Source organism: Vibrio chagasii, from assembly GCF_002954585.1.
GTDB classification, from domain to species: domain Bacteria; phylum Pseudomonadota; class Gammaproteobacteria; order Enterobacterales; family Vibrionaceae; genus Vibrio; species Vibrio chagasii_A.
Map to the genome: position 1 here is coordinate 269,600 of NZ_MSCI01000001.1, position 14,884 is coordinate 284,483.

Sequence of the window (14,884 nt, forward strand, 5' to 3'; positions counted from 1 at the left end):
GCCTTTGTTTAATGATAAGCCGCTTTATAGAAGGAGCTTAACAGAGTAGGGGGATTAAGCCTCTGCCGTTACTTTAGAGCCGCTCATCTTTTTAAGTGCTGCGTAGCCAAAGCCCGTTACTAGCGTACCTGCTGCAATCGCTACTAGGTACATAAGTACTGGAGAGATAGCGCCAGGAATCAGTAGTACAAATAGACCGCCGTGTGGAGCCATCAGCTGTGCACCAAACATCATTGATAAAGCACCCGTTAGTGCACCACCTGCCATACATGCTGGGATAACACGCATTGGGTCTTTTGCTGCGAATGGAATCGCACCTTCAGAGATGAAACATAGACCAAGAACGAATGATGCTTTACCCGCTTCACGCTCGCCTGCTTCAAACTTGTCTTTCACTAGGAAAGTTGCAAGGCCCATACCTAGAGCAGGAACCATACCTGCTGCCATGATAGCTGCCATTGGAGCGTAAGTTTGCGAAGCCAGTAGACCAACACCGAATGTGTAAGCGGCTTTGTTTACCGGACCACCAAGGTCGAAACACATCATTGCGCCTAGAATCACACCCAGAAGAATTGCGTTAGACGTACCCATGTTGTTTAGGAAGTCTGTCATTGCGCTCATTACGCCAGAAACAGGACCACCTACGATGTAAACCATCACAAGGCCAGTGAACAAACTCGCGATAAACGGAATGATCAGGATTGGTTTAAGCGCGTCCATCGATTGTGGAAGTTGAACTTTGTCGGCAATCAACTTCGCAGAATAACCCGCAATGAAACCAGCCGCGATACCACCTAGGAAGCCTGCGCCTGTTGAGCTAGCCAGCATACCGCCGATTAGACCAGGAGCCAGACCCGGACGGTCAGCAATCGAGAATGCAATAAAACCAGCAAGAACAGGAATCATCAATGCGAATGCAGAACCACCACCGATAGTCATCAGTGCAGCCGCTAGTGTGCCTTCTTCTTTAAAAGCTTCGATACCGAAAACGAAAGAAAGAGCGATGATCAAACCACCCGCAACAACCACAGGAAGCATGTGAGATACACCTGTCATAAGGTGCTTGTACACGCCTTTCTTCTCATCTGCAGGTGCTGCTTGTGAAGAAGAAGCTGTATGTTGGTATGGCTTAGCTTCAGCGAACGCTTTCTCAACTTCTTGTTGAGTCTTCTTAAGAGCTGGACCGGTTGTTGTTTTGTAAAGAGGCTTACCGTTGAAACGATCCAGTGGAACGTCGATGTCTGCTGCGATGATAACTAGGTCAGCGTCTGCGATTTCTTGGTCTGTTAGTTGGTTCTTCGCACCTACAGAGCCGCGAGTTTCCACTTTGATTTGGTGACCTAGGCGTTTGCCTTCTGCTTCAAGCGCTTCTGCTGCCATGAAGGTATGTGCAACACCCGTTGGACAAGCAGTAATCGCAACGATCTTTTTGCTGCCTGTAGCTGTTGAAGTACCAGTCACTTCAACAGTGCTTTCAACTTGAGATGCGTCTAATACCGTTGCTTCTGCTACCGCTTTCTCTAGAAATGCTGTTGCATCTGCAGTGCACTCAGAGATAGCTGCTTGGTAAACCTTTTTGCCCACGAAACGTGTTTTATCAACGTTTGTGTTAGCTGCAATAACCACAACGTCGCTGCTGTCGATAGCGTCTTGTGATACTGGAGACTCAGGTAGTACGCTTGATTTGCATTCAATAGCGGCGTTCCAACCCAGTGCTTTTGTTGCTTGCTCTAACAAGCCTGCTGCGATGATGCTGTTTGCTACGCCACTTGGGCAAGCTGTGATAATGGTAATATTCATAATAAACCTTTTGTCCTATTTGCTTGTGTCTAACTGGTTAGTTGGAGCACCAAGCACCTGTAATTGGATATTTTGTAGTACTGAATCCAGCTCTTGTTGGCTGGTTACACCGACCCCTACCTGCGAAACGGCTAGAGCAGATAGGGCGGTTGCGAATTTGATAAGTTCTGGTTTTGGCATTTGCTGCATATGACCCCAACATAGACCAGCAACTAAGGTGTCGCCTGCGCCTACAGTGCTCACTACTTGCATACGCGGTGGTTGAGCATGTAACCATTCACCTTGGTTAAGCCACATCACGCCTTCAGCGCCAAGTGATACCACGATGTTGTCGATGCCTTTTTCGCTTAGGGCTTGGCCTGCGTGTTGGCATTGGTCACGTGTTGTCAGTTCAGCATTGAATAGCTGAGAAAGTTCTTCATCGTTCGGCTTTATCAACCAAGGCTGTGCATTGATACCAGCTTTAAGTGCATCACGGCTGCTGTCGAAAAGAACCTTTTTGCCTAGGTCACGTAAGCGTTGTACCCAAGAAGCGCACAGCTCTGGTGATACGCCTTGTGGCAAGCTGCCAGCAATCACGAAATAATCGTGTGTTTCAGCCAGTTCTAGCAAGGTTTCTTCAAACGCTTTAATCGCGTCAGCATTAACAGGAACACCAGGGAAGTTGATGTCGCTTACTTGACCAGAGTTCTCTACCAGTTTCACGTTGATGCGAGTCGCGCCGTCAACACGGATGAAGCGGTCAGTTGCACCCATCTGTTCGAACAGTTGGCAGAAGGCCTCTTCGTTATTGCGACCAAGGAAACCTGTTACGGTCACTTTCGTACCAAGCTCTGAAAGCACTTTTGCTACGTTTACGCCTTTGCCTGCGGCGTGCAGAGAACCTTGATTCACTAGGCTTACCGAGCCAACATTCAGTGCATCGATAGCGCCTGTTAGGTCTAGGGCAGGGTTTAGCGTAACGGTAACGGCTTTGATTTGTTTATCAGACATATCGATTCCTTAACCTTCGCCAAGGCCTGAAGCGATAGCTTTACCGATCGATTCAAGTGCTTGTGCTGCATCATCACCTTCAGCAACGAACTGAAGCTGGTGGCCATGTTTCACGCCAAGAGCGATGACTTTCATTAAGCTCTTCGCGTTTACTTCTTTTCCGTCGCCATCTAGGTTTGAAACGCGGATAGAAGATTCGAATTTCTTCGCTTCAGCAACCAGCATTGCGCCCGGACGAGCGTGTAGGCCGTGTGCGTTTTTAATTTTGAATACTGCGCAGTTGTCATCGCCTTCATACGCTGTAGAAACCGCTTCACCTTTAAGAAGGCCAATCACTTGTGCAACGTCAGCAGTTAACAGTTGTTGCTGTTTACCTTCGAAAACCATTTTGCTTAGGTTCGTTAGAATAGATTGGTGTGCGTTGTTACAAGCCGCGAATGCCACAAGAGCTTTCACAGGAGTGCCTTCGAATTCACAATCGTTCGCTGTAGAAACAAAAGATACGCCAGTGCGCGTTACGCCTTTATTGCTACCTAGTAACCAAACGCCTTGGCCTAGATGAGTCGGTGTTTTTGTTACTAGGTCAGCAACGAATGCGTTGTCTGTACAACCTGTGTTCTTCAGTAGACCGCCCGCAACTGCAGACATTTGAACCATGTCGCTTGCTGGGAACAGTAGCTGAACTAAAGAAGCGTCTAAGTCAGCTTCTAACTGAACTTCACCGTTCAGTAGGGCAATGATTTCGTCTTCTGATTTCGCTTGTTTTAGTTTCTCTTCAACGCCGTCCGCCGCTAGAACCTTTGTTAGCTGCTTAAGGATGCCTAAGTGCTCGTCAGATTTCGCTGCAATACCAATTGCTACGTAAACACGGTTGCCGTCTGCCCAATCAATACCTTCAGGGAAGTGGTGTACTGCAACGCCTGTCTCTTTTACAAGGCCGCGAGTGTCTGTGGTGCCGTGAGGAATCGCGATGCCGTTACCAAGAAACGTAGAGTTCTGGTTTTCACGGTTCAGCATTCCTTCTACATAACCAGAGTCCACTAAGCCTTTCGCAGTTAGGTCGCCAGCAATGTTCTGGATAGCTTTGAATTTGTCATCGGCCGTTTGACCAAGAGTGATGTCAGATTTTGATAATTTAAGCATGGTGCCTCTTTAGCGTATCGCTTGAGAATTTGTGTATCGCTACGATTCAGTCTAGAGCAATATTTACTCGTTACTTGCTCTTTGTTTCATCTGGCTGAATCGGTTCAGCAATCAGTGTAAAAAAATTCAGCAAAGCCAATTCTGTTAACCAAAATAGTTTTGCTGCGTGTCGTAATTTCAGTTTCATTCATAACGAGAAGCTGAATCACGACAAATGACGCTCAATTCATACAAAAGGATGATTGAAGTCACTTTTCAGATTTTGCTGAATCCTTTCAGCTTTTATACTGAATCGATTCAGCATATAATTCAACTAATCCAAGGATCAGAAGATTGGTTATATGATCCTACGCACAAAATACAGGTCACCCATATGACACTAGATGAGATTGCCAAACTAGCCGGTGTGTCGAAAACCACGGCTAGCTATGTGATTAACGGCAAGGCGCAGAAATACAGAATCAGTGAGAAGACTCAGCAGAAAGTAATGGCGGTGGTAGACGAGTATAACTACCGTCCAGACCATGCTGCTTCGTCGCTGCGTGCTGGTAATAGCCGTTCATTTGGTTTGATTATTCCTGATCTGGAAAACAGCAGTTACGCGCGTTTAGCAAAATTGATAGAGCAGAACTCACGTAAAGTAGGCTATCAAATCCTGATTGGTTGCTCTGATGATGATGCGGAAACTGAACGTAAAGTAGCGGAAGCGCTGGTAAGTCGTCGTATTGACGCCTTGCTGGTGGCGAGCTCTATGCCAGACGCTAACGAGTTTTACTTGAAGCTGCAAAACTCGGGTACGCCAGTCATCGCGATTGACCGTCCGTTAGACGATGAGCATTTTGCCTGCGTGATCAGTGAAGACTTCGAAGCAGCGTTTGAACTGACACATTCAATTCTAGATGACAACATTCACAGCGTTGGCTTAATCGGAGCACTGCCTGATCTGAATATTTCACGCGAGCGTCACTTAGGTTTTGAAGCAGCTAATAAGGCTCATACACAGCAAACAGGGCTCGATGAAAATAAACCAACGGTTGTCGGCTACGGTGAGCACTTTGATCGTGAGTCCGGTCGAGAAGTGTTTGAAGAGTGGATTGCTAAAGGCACAGTCCCTGATGCGATTGTCACTATGTCTTACACCTTACTAGAAGGTGTACTTGATGTGATGGTCGAAAAGCCAGAGCTGATCAATCAAGTCAAGTTGGCGACTTTTGGTGATAACCGATTATTGGATTTCTTACCCTTCAAGGTTCACTCACTTCCGCAGCAATTTGAGGTCATCGCAGACAGTGCGTTTGCGTTGGCATTGAACGCTTCAGCAAAACGTTATCAGTCGGGCATTGAATTGGTGCCGAGAAGTTTAGTGAAACGTACTTAACGCGCTAACGATTCAAGTTTGAGAGAGCCTCAGTGACTTTTAAGGTACTGAGGCTTTTTTGTTTTTCTATTGAACCCTGTTACCTGTTTGTTTCCTCACATTTGCCTGTTTTCCGTAATACCTGTCTGTGTTTGCTTAATACTTATTCATTTTATCGGCAGTTATGGGTGATAGTTATTGGTTGTGTATGGGATGGATTAGTTTCGGGAATGCATATGTCTTGGTCTGATCAGTGCACTTAACCTAATGTATATTCGTCACTTTTCAACTACAATAAACAGTCATTTAGATAACATCTTGGTGGGAAAACTCAAAGTGGATAAGCAGTACTCTTGTGGTGATTTGGTTTTCGATATCGAAAAGATGACCATCACAAAAGATCGTGCAGAACGGGCATTGAATTACAATGAATGTCTGTTGTTTAAAGCATTCTTAGACAGTTCAAACCAAGTCCTGAGTAAAGAGACGCTAAAGCAAGCGGGATGGCCTGAAACCATCGTCACGGATTCCTCCCTTCAAAAGTCAGTACAAAAGCTTAGACTTGCCATCGCTATGTCTGAATCGGTTGAGTTACGCACTATTGCGGGTGTTGGTTACATGCTTTATTGCGATAACGCTTCCCTTGAAGCAAAACCATCAGGTGCTCGACGTTTCAACGCGACTAAACTAGCAAAGATACTGTTGGCGTCAGTTTCTATTGTGCTCATTGTCTTATCTTGCTTGAACTTCTTACGGGTGACGAACACTCACTTAATGCCTTATTTACATGAAGATTATGAAGTGGTGGATATTGGGTCTCATGAGCTGTTGAAGCGCAAAGACATGATTATTTCGCCTGACATAGAGGCGGTGATTAAACGCTTCGAATGTGATTGTTTTTATTTCATTGGTGAAAAAGCGGGACAATACAATCTCTCTGTTTATGACAAAAAACGTCATCATAGCGAGAACTACTTTTTCGAAATTGAGGCTCTGCCAGAAATAACGGAGGGGCTGTTCAATGATGAATAGCCTGATGAATCTAGTTTGATAAAACTTAGCTTAAAATCTAGCTTAAAACCTTGGATCGCTCTTCTGATTGCTTCCGTTGCTCTTTATGGTGCGTCACTTTACGTGCTCAGTAAAAAGCTTTTGCTTAATGGCAGGTATATTACTGAGGTACAACAATATTCTGATGATATGCATGTGTGGAGAGAAAGAATTGAGGTTGATTTGTATCGAAGCCGTATAGAGTCAACGATATCGATAGAAGGGGATGGTTTAGAAGGCGTCGCACTTTTTTCAGTGGACGGGAAAATAACCAAATCTTTCGATGGCGAGTTTGAGTTTTCTTACAATACTGAAGCTATTCAAACCACTGAAGTATTAGATGGTTACCAAGCCGCGAGTTATACCACAATGTTCCTGTCGGGTACTTCGAAAAACGAATTGATTTATCACGGACAAGGAGTCGATGTCATTTCGAGAGAGCGGAACTACTTGATGCTAAGCCGAGTTAGGCAATAGCAATCTATAGATTTACCTCATTAAATACAAAGCCCAAATAAATGTTATCTCCCGGCTAAGCGGGAGATAATGGGATCAACTCTATCTGTGTTAGAAGTGGTATTTCACGTTTGCCATTAATAACCACTCATCACCCACTTTGAGGGTATCTTTGTAGCTACTACCGTCTTCTTCTGTCCATTTAGCTTCAAGTTCATTAGTGTGGTAAACGTAGTTTACTTCTGTACCTATGCTCCAACTCTGAAAGCGGTAGTTCAGTCCTGTTTGAGCACCAAGGATGATTCCGTTTAGGTCATCTGCATCATAGTCAGCGTTGAACATCTCATAACCCAATTTACCACCCAATGTCCAAGCGAGTTTTTGTGTAATAGGCACGATGTAGTTGTATTTAGTGAATAGTGTGCCTACTTCAAGATCATCATCGCTGCCTTCGCTATTTTCATTATTCTCGATACTGGTACCACGGTAATCATAACCAATACTAATTTGATGAGTTTGATTGATTGTCATACCACCTTCAACGCCAAATACCATTGATGAAGAAAGGTCTTTCTCGCTTTTAGTCCCGTAATACGTCGACTCTGATTCCATTTGTCCACTTAAACGTGAACCAACATCAATACCGATAAACGGTTCGTAGTTCGCAGCGGCGTTGGCGTTGAACGTTGTCGCTGTGGCTAGAATGGCAAAAGCAAAAAGTGGTGTTGTTTTATTAAGCATCATTGGCTCCTAGTAAAAAGGCTGAGAGTTAACTTTGTTGTTATTGTTTTTCACGTCTTGGTGAATTGATACTCAAGTTAGAGGCTAGGGGAGGAAAGGAGAAGCGAATTGTGCGGAATAGGACAGAAAAAAAGCTAAAGTGCTTGTCTTGATAAGTATTTAGCTTTTTATCTTTTTAAGTTATTGAAATACTTCAACTTTTAATTTTTCGCTCTTTTCTATCAATTAGCAATGGATATTGCTACTGAATCAAGATTCCAAACTCAACCAGCGCTACTAAGCCTAAAAGTAGGGCAAGTACCTTCCAAAACTGGAGTGGATGACGGTCGAGCAGCGGTTGCTTGGTTTTACGTTTTACTAATTTTGAATTCGGTGTGTATAGATCTGAGATAAAATCTCCAAGCACACTGTATCGTTCGCTCGGGTGTTCAGCACAGGCTTTGTTTAGTACCAGATCAAACCAGGCAGGAATATCGGAGCGGTGTTGAGTTATCGGGCGGTATTGCCATTGGTGATGGCGAGATTGCATGAGTGAGCGTGGTGTCATTTCTGGATAAGGCAGTTGCCCTGCCAGCATTTCATAGCCGATGACACCAACAGAGAACAGATCCGAGCGTGTTGTCGCAACATTCTGCTTAATGCTCTCTGGTGCGATGTAATTTACCGCTCCGAGTGGCACAGCATCTTCTTCAAAAGGTAATCCTTCTTCAATTCCGCGAATGAGTACCGCTCCTAAGTCGATAAGTTTGATATCACCGTTTGGCAGTAACATGATGTTTTCAGGTTTGAGATCGCGGTGCACCATATCGGCACGTTGTAATACACGAATGCCTTGAACGATCTTCTCAAGAATAGTGCGGACTTCAGGCAGATTCGTTTTAGGATTGTCGTACATCCATTGTCTTAACGTCACGCCTTCAACCATTTCACACACTTGGTAGAGAAACTGCGACGTCTCATCGGTCGGGTACACCTTCATGATGCGCTTGTTGTTCAGTAGCATCCCTGCCCATTGTTCGTTATAGAAGGCTTTGAGCTCGGCGGGATCATCGCGATATTGCAGAGAAGGCACTTTAATGACGAACTCGGTTTGCGTCTGAGTTTGTATTACTCGATACACATGGCTGCGCGTTCCAGAATAGAGCACTTCTAGGACCTGAAACTGGTCGATCATCTGCCCAAGTTTGAGCACGGGAGGGATAACTCGGGTCGCGAGCTTTTCATGAAACTCAATTAGAGAAGGCTTAGGGAGCTGAGCCACTTCAAGCATTAAGCAACTCACATTGTCTTTGCTGTTTTTAGATAGTGCTTTATTACAAACGGTTTGCGTGGCGAGCTCAAAGTCGAGTTGATTTGAGGCCGCTTCCATTAGATCGGATTCATCAACAAATTCATGCACGCCATCCGTTGTAAGAATAAAGCGATCTTTCGCTTTGATGGGCACAGTTTGGTAATCGACGTTGAGTTGGTTGTCCATGCCTAAAGCACGAGTGAGGTAGTGGGTATTGACCAGATTTTTTCGGGTGTGATCTCGAGTTAACTGCTGAATTTCACCGCCACGAACTAAGTAGATGCGGCTGTCACCCACATGGAAAATATGCGCTGTGTTTGATTTGAGAATCACTGCGCTAAAGGTCGACACCATATTGTTGTGCGCGAGTTGTTTTTCGTCATCAAGACCGGAATAAGAGGCATTGAACAGCCAAGAATTGAGTGAAGTCAGAACCTTTTGAGCAGAGCGTTGAATACTCCAGCTTTCAGGAGTCGTGTAATAGTCAGTAATGAACTGCATCACGCTGGTATGGCTGGCTTTTTGCCCTTGTTCGCTGCAACTTACTCCGTCCGCAATACAGGCAACACTCCCTTTGAACTCATGTTCCGCTCTGGTCTGAGGGTGTTTAACGATAATAGCGTCTTGATTTTCGTTTCTTATTCCTTGGTGTGAGTAGCCGCCGAAATTGAGCTTTAACTGATTGCTAGCCTCTGCGTGAATACTCTGAACCTTGGTTTGTGGTTCCTTTGGTATCACAGCCTGGCTCCGCTCTAGCGTAGCGTCTTGAGTTTGACTGAATGAAAGCGTCATAACGTCCTTGCTCCTATGGTGCTCATTGTTACTTGAAGAAAGAACAAAAGCTCTCAGTAATAACGAGAGCCTTTGAACGAAGTAACCAAGTGTCGCAGCCCGGTTACTTCTCCCGATTCAATGAGTGATTAGCTCGATACGTTAATCAAGGTTACGCTCCCGTCGTCGTTCACTTCAGCGATCTGACCATTGGGTTCTTCCATGAACATCAGAGTCACAAAGCCAAGTACCGCTGTTGCAGCAATCACAAGGAAGAAAGTCTGGTAGCTAACAAACGAAAGCACGGTTAGGTAAACTACCGCACCCACGTTTCCGTAAGCACCTGTCATCCCTGCAATTTGGCCTGTCATACGGCGTTTGATAAGAGGTACTGTCGCAAATACTGCACCTTCACCTGCTTGTACGAAGAACGAACATGCCATTGCCGCAACAACCGCTAGCCATACTGGCCATGTGCTCTCTACTTGACCCATAACGAAGTAACCTACAGCCAAACCTGCCGTTAGGATAAGTAGGGTTGGTTTACGACCAAATTTGTCTGAAATCCAACCGCCACCAGGGCGAGACATCAAGTTCATGAAGGCATAAGCCGAAGCGACCATACCTGCAAGAACGGGTGTTAGTTCAAAGGTTTCAGAGAAGAACAGAGGCAGCATAGAAACTACCGCTAGCTCAGAACCAAAGGTTGCGAAGTACAGAACGTTCAGCACCGCAACTTGCTTAAATTTGTACTGGTGAATCTCTGGCACTTCTTCTTTGAATACGTTCTTGTTCACTTTCCAAACTTGAGTTACTTCATACACATACAGTGCAGCAAGTACCGCATACACACCGTACACCGCTGCGTCTGAAAGCATACCGATACCTGATGGAGACAGTTTCCAAGCCAGCAGAGCAAGTGCACCGTACATAGGGATCTTCATGAAGAGTAGAAAGAAAAAGTCACCCTTAGACGTCACTTCCATTGCTGTTACTTGAGCAGGTTTGAAGTAAGTAGAACCTTTTGGTGTGTCGGATACGTTTTTGTAGAACACAACAGAGAACAATAAACTCATTACACCGGTGATACCAACCGCATAACGCCAGCCATCTTCGCCACCAAATACTAATGCTAGAGTTGGAAGAGTGAACGCTGCTGCCGCTGAACCAAAGTTACCCCAACCGCCGTAGATACCTTCTGCTGTACCCAGTTCGTTATGTGGGAACCATTCAGATACCAATCGAATACCAACTACGAAGCCAGCACCGATAAAGCCAAGTAGGAAACGAGCAATGGCGGCTTGAATGAAAGAGTCAGCCAGTGCGAACATGAAACACGGGATCGAACAGATCGCGAGTAACGAGGAATAGACAAGTCTTGGACCGTAACGGTCGGTGAGCATACCAATCGCGACACGCGCAGGAATGGTTAAGGCAACGTTTAGGATTAGAAGGGTTTTGATCTCTTCAGTGGTTAGCCCTAGGCTGGTTTTTACCATCTGCAGTAGTGGTGCGAAGTTAAACCACACCACAAAGGTGATAAAAAAGGCAATCCAGCTGAGGTGTAAGACCTTCATCTTGCCGGTAAACGAAAGCAGCGAAAATTTTGAGTTATCCATGTATTAAATCCTTTAAATATGGAATCTAGAGTTATCTAGCCGTCCACATGCCAACTCCATAGCTTGCCTAGACTGTTAATTATAGGCGGCTAAGGCATGTTAATGGGTGAGTTTGAAAGTACAACCTTTTAGGTAGCTAACTCGCTAAGGCTTCTGGCGCCAGAACTTGAATCTGGTTACCTTGCCTGCGTACTTCAAAACGGGTTAGGGCATGTTCAGGTTCTTCTAAACAGGCACCTGTCTCTAGGTGGTAATGCTGCTTGTAGAGTGGTGATGCCACATAGGGTTCTCCACTTAACGATCCAATAATGCCGCGTGACATAACGTTGGCTTTGCCTACTGGGTCGAAATTCGAAAGGCCGTAAAGCTTGTCACTGCGTTTGCAGTAAAAGATAGCGACTTGATGATCAGCCACCTTGGCACATACACCCGCATTGGGTGACAGTTCCTCTTGAGAACAAACAGTGGTCCAGTTTTCCATGACAGTCTCCTTGGTAATTTATAGAGTCTTTGATTTTGTTCCATTTCTTAAAAAAGAAGGTCGTAAAGAAAGAAGGTCGCTAGCAGTGAATTGCCGAGAACGAAGGATCTGCTACCGACCAAACTGGCTACGAGACTTCCGTAATTTCAATTTGTTGAGTGCTGCTTAATGCCTGATTACGCTCTGCTTCTTGGTCTGTGTTGACCGAAGGCTTCGGGAAGCGCTGTTCACGTTCTTTGATAAATGACAGGCTAGAGTCCATCTCATCGCTATTGATGTAGTGCTGGAAGCGCTTCATCTTGACTGGGTTTTCGATGGTGGTTTTCCATTCACACTGGTAGTTTTCGATGTTGAGCGCGATGTCGGCTTCAAGTTCAGCGGCGACATTGAGTTTGTCTTCAATCACCACCTCTTTGAGGTAATCCAAGCCACCTTCTAAGTTCTCCATCCAAACAGAAGTTCGTTGTAGGCGGTCTGCAGTACGTGTGTAGAACATCAACACGCGGTCGATGTATTGAATAAGAGTTTGTTCATCTAGGTCGGTCGCGAATAAGTCAGCATGACGAGGGCGCATGCCGCCATTACCACAGACGTATAGGTTCCAACCTTTATCTGTCGCAATAACACCAATGTCTTTTGATTGCGCTTCGGCACATTCACGAGTACAGCCAGATACCGCAAATTTGATCTTGTGTGGTGAGCGCAGGCCCTTGTAGCGGTTCTCTAGTTTAATCGCGAGGCCAACACTGTCGTTGACGCCGTAGCGACACCAAGTGCTACCCACACACGATTTCACGGTACGAACCGATTTACCGTAGGCGTGACCAGTTTCAAAGCCTGCATCAATCAGTTTTTTCCAGATGGCTGGCAGCTCATTAAGTTGTGCACCAAATAGGTCGACACGCTGACCGCCAGTGATCTTAGTGTAGAGGTCGTATTCTTTTGCCACTTCACCCAGCACGATCAATTTGTCTGGTGTGATTTCACCGCCAGCAATACGTGGGACCACAGAGTAGGTACCGTCTTTTTGCATGTTGCCAAGGTAGATATCGTTGGTGTCTTGCAGTTCGATGTGCTCATCTTTCAGGATGTAGTCGTTCCAGTAAGAAGCGAGAATAGAACCCACCGCCGGCTTACAAACGGTACAACCGAGTCCTTGACCATGAGATTCAAGCAATTCATCGAAGGTTTTGATTTTGTTGACGCGAATAATGTCGGTCAGTTCTTGGCGAGAGTAAGCAAAGTGCTCACAGATGTCGTTAGAAACTTCGACACCCAGGTTGCTCAATTCGCTATCTAATACTTGTTTAGCAAGGGCAGAACAGCCACCACACCCGGTCGAAGCGTTGGTCGATTCTTTCAGCGCTGCCATTGTGGTGCAGCCTGCAGAAACGGCTTGTTTGATGTCGCCTTTGGTGACGTCAAAACATGAACAAATTACAGCACTGTCTGGAAGCGCTTCAACACCCATGGCGCTGCCAGAATCGTCAGCAAGGTTTGGTAGAATCAATACCGATGGGTTCTCTGGCAAAGGCATATCGTTTTGCTTGATTTGCAGCAGTGAACCATAGGCTTCAGCGTCACCGACTAACACGGCACCGACGATCTTCTTGCCATCAGCAGAAACAATTAAGCGCTTATAAACTTGTTCAATTTCATCGTTGTAGGTGTAAGACTGTGCGCCTTCGGTCTTACCATGCACTTCACCAATACTGGCCACGTCTACACCCAGAAGCTTGAGCTTGGTGCTCATATCGGCACCCGTAAAGCTGCTCTCATCTTCGCCATTGGAAAGAATATGGCTTGCTGCGACTTTCGCCATTGAGTAACCCGGAGCCACGAGACCAAAGATCTTGTTGTCCCACAGTGCACACTCACCAATCGCGTAGACATCATCGATGTTGGTTTGGCAGTAATCATCAATCACGATACCGCCACGCTCGCCAATCTCGATGTCAGAGCTACGAGCCAGAGCATCTTGAGGGCGAATACCGGCAGAGAACACGATCATGTCGGTTTCAAGGTGAGAGCCATCGGCAAAGTTCATGCGGTAGCGAGCATTTTCACCCTCTACAATCTCAGAGGTCGCTTTCTCGGTATGAACTTGTACGCCTAGGTCTTCAATTTTGCGTCTAAGTAGGGCGCCGCCGCCGTCATCGAGTTGAACTGCCATTAAGCGAGGCGCAAACTCTACGACATGTGTTTCTAAGCCAAGGTTTTTAACTGCGTTTGCGGCTTCTAAGCCCAGTAGGCCACCACCGATAACCACGCCAGATTTACTCTGCTTGCTCGATAGTTCAATGGCATCAAGGTCTTCGATAGTGCGGTAGACGTGACAGTGTTCTTGGTCGTTGCCTGGAATTGGTGGTACGAACGGGAATGAGCCTGTTGCGAGAATCAGTTTGTCGTAGCTTTCACGGTGACCATTGTCAGTCACTACCGCTTTATTTTCGGTATCCAGCTCAGTGACTTTGGCATTGATTAGGTATTTGACGCCATTTTCTTGGTAGTAAGCTTCACTCGTCAAAGACAAGTCGTCGGCTGATTTACCGTTAAAGTAGGCCGTGAGCTGAACACGGTCATAAGCAAGTCGTGATTCTTCACTAAAAGTGATGACTTCATATTGGTCTGAGTCAGCTTGAATAATGTTGTCGATAAATTTGTGGCCAACCATGCCATTACCAACGACGACAATCTTTTGTTTGCTCATAGTAAATTCCTTTTTTGCTGGCTTCCTAGCGTTTCTAAAACTGCCCACTCTCTGATGGATAATGTGCTGATCTTCCAATGAACTTAAAAACTGTAAATTTTGGGTTGTTGGTATTTATGGGAGCAAGTAGGGTGCCAGATAAAAAAGGCGATCAATAAAAATAATTAAATCAAATAAAATCAATTGATTGTGTAAATCACAAAATGGTTAACTAACCCTAAAGTGGTAGATGTTCTGAGTGGGATATTTATGAAAATGAGCCTTTGTGGTGCAAAATTGATCAACATGGTGCAAATATCTCAATATTTATTTGATTGGACTGAGGTAACCTTATTTCTTGTAATTGAACCTTATTTAAGTGGCTGTATTTTAAGGAAGATTTTAATGTGCGTTATTGGGGTGAATAGTGGTGCGTAAATTGCTTTATTAAAAAAGAGAAATTTTCATCGCGAAGAGTGAGTAAGAAAAGACG

Annotated in this window: 11 protein-coding genes; 3 read left to right on the plus strand and 8 right to left on the minus strand. The window is 45.3% G+C overall.

What is annotated here, in order from left to right; all coding sequences use genetic code 11:
* Window positions 1–54: 54 nt before the first annotated feature.
* The 3 genes from fruA to fruB are packed head-to-tail and all read right to left on the minus strand — an operon-like array spanning window position 55 to window position 3,936.
* Complete coding sequence (gene fruA / locus BTO10_RS01295) at window positions 55–1,800, minus strand: PTS fructose transporter subunit IIBC (protein ID WP_105023284.1); 1,746 nt, start codon at window positions 1,798–1,800, stop codon at window positions 55–57.
* A gap of 15 nt (window positions 1,801–1,815) precedes the next feature.
* Entirely contained in the window at window positions 1,816–2,793 is a 978-nt protein-coding gene (pfkB, locus tag BTO10_RS01300; protein ID WP_105023285.1) for a 1-phosphofructokinase, read from the minus strand.
* Between the two features lie 9 nt (window positions 2,794–2,802).
* Complete coding sequence (fruB, locus tag BTO10_RS01305; protein WP_105023286.1) at window positions 2,803–3,936, minus strand: fused PTS fructose transporter subunit IIA/HPr protein; 1,134 nt, start codon at window positions 3,934–3,936, stop codon at window positions 2,803–2,805.
* A gap of 373 nt (window positions 3,937–4,309) precedes the next feature.
* On the opposite strand from fruB, the gene cra reads away from it, so the two are divergent.
* The 3 genes from cra (at window position 4,310) to BTO10_RS01320 (ending at window position 6,820) form a co-directional block, all read left to right on the plus strand.
* Window positions 4,310–5,314: a catabolite repressor/activator gene (gene cra / locus BTO10_RS01310; protein ID WP_004740264.1), complete on the plus strand. Its 1,005-nt coding sequence runs from the start codon at window positions 4,310–4,312 to the stop codon at window positions 5,312–5,314.
* A 315-nt stretch (window positions 5,315–5,629) separates the two neighbouring features.
* Window positions 5,630–6,325, plus strand: coding sequence for a winged helix-turn-helix domain-containing protein (locus tag BTO10_RS01315; RefSeq protein ID WP_004740262.1), 696 nt, complete (start codon window positions 5,630–5,632; stop codon window positions 6,323–6,325).
* A 15-nt stretch (window positions 6,326–6,340) separates the two neighbouring features.
* Window positions 6,341–6,820 (plus strand): hypothetical protein, encoded by a 480-nt coding sequence (locus tag BTO10_RS01320; RefSeq protein WP_004740260.1) that lies wholly within the window; start codon window positions 6,341–6,343, stop codon window positions 6,818–6,820.
* 90 nt (window positions 6,821–6,910) lie between these two features.
* On the opposite strand, the gene BTO10_RS01325 is transcribed toward BTO10_RS01320, so the two are convergent.
* The 5 genes from BTO10_RS01325 to nirB form a co-directional block, all read right to left on the minus strand.
* Entirely contained in the window at window positions 6,911–7,540 is a 630-nt protein-coding gene (locus BTO10_RS01325) for an outer membrane beta-barrel protein (RefSeq protein ID WP_105023287.1), read from the minus strand.
* Between the two features lie 241 nt (window positions 7,541–7,781).
* A complete protein-coding gene (locus BTO10_RS01330) occupies window positions 7,782–9,623 on the minus strand; it encodes a bifunctional protein-serine/threonine kinase/phosphatase (protein ID WP_258096944.1) in 1,842 nt (613 codons plus the stop codon).
* Window positions 9,624–9,751: 128 nt separating this feature from the next.
* Entirely contained in the window at window positions 9,752–11,221 is a 1,470-nt protein-coding gene (locus BTO10_RS01335) for a NarK family nitrate/nitrite MFS transporter (RefSeq protein ID WP_105023288.1), read from the minus strand.
* 136 nt (window positions 11,222–11,357) lie between these two features.
* A complete protein-coding gene (gene nirD / locus BTO10_RS01340; RefSeq protein WP_061031137.1) occupies window positions 11,358–11,702 on the minus strand; it encodes a nitrite reductase small subunit NirD in 345 nt (114 codons plus the stop codon).
* Between the two features lie 127 nt (window positions 11,703–11,829).
* Window positions 11,830–14,412, minus strand: a complete 2,583-nt coding sequence (nirB, locus tag BTO10_RS01345) for a nitrite reductase large subunit NirB (RefSeq protein WP_105023289.1) — start codon at window positions 14,410–14,412, stop codon at window positions 11,830–11,832.
* Between the last annotated feature and the right edge of the window lie 472 nt (window positions 14,413–14,884).

Excerpts from the sequence above, each read along its gene's own strand:
- BTO10_RS01335 (WP_105023288.1), bottom strand. The coding sequence starts at position 11,221 with ATGGATAACTCAAAATTTTCGCTGCTTTCGTTTACCGGCAAGATGAAG.
- nirD (WP_061031137.1), bottom strand. The coding sequence starts at position 11,702 with ATGGAAAACTGGACCACTGTTTGTTCTCAAGAGGAACTGTCACCCAAT.
- BTO10_RS01330 (WP_258096944.1), bottom strand. The coding sequence starts at position 9,623 with ATGACGCTTTCATTCAGTCAAACTCAAGACGCTACGCTAGAGCGGAGC.
- pfkB (WP_105023285.1), bottom strand. The coding sequence starts at position 2,793 with ATGTCTGATAAACAAATCAAAGCCGTTACCGTTACGCTAAACCCTGCC.
- BTO10_RS01325 (WP_105023287.1), bottom strand. The coding sequence starts at position 7,540 with ATGCTTAATAAAACAACACCACTTTTTGCTTTTGCCATTCTAGCCACA.
- fruA (WP_105023284.1), bottom strand. The coding sequence starts at position 1,800 with ATGAATATTACCATTATCACAGCTTGCCCAAGTGGCGTAGCAAACAGC.
- cra (WP_004740264.1), top strand. The coding sequence starts at position 4,310 with ATGACACTAGATGAGATTGCCAAACTAGCCGGTGTGTCGAAAACCACG.
- nirB (WP_105023289.1), bottom strand. The coding sequence starts at position 14,412 with ATGAGCAAACAAAAGATTGTCGTCGTTGGTAATGGCATGGTTGGCCAC.
- fruB (WP_105023286.1), bottom strand. The coding sequence starts at position 3,936 with ATGCTTAAATTATCAAAATCTGACATCACTCTTGGTCAAACGGCCGAT.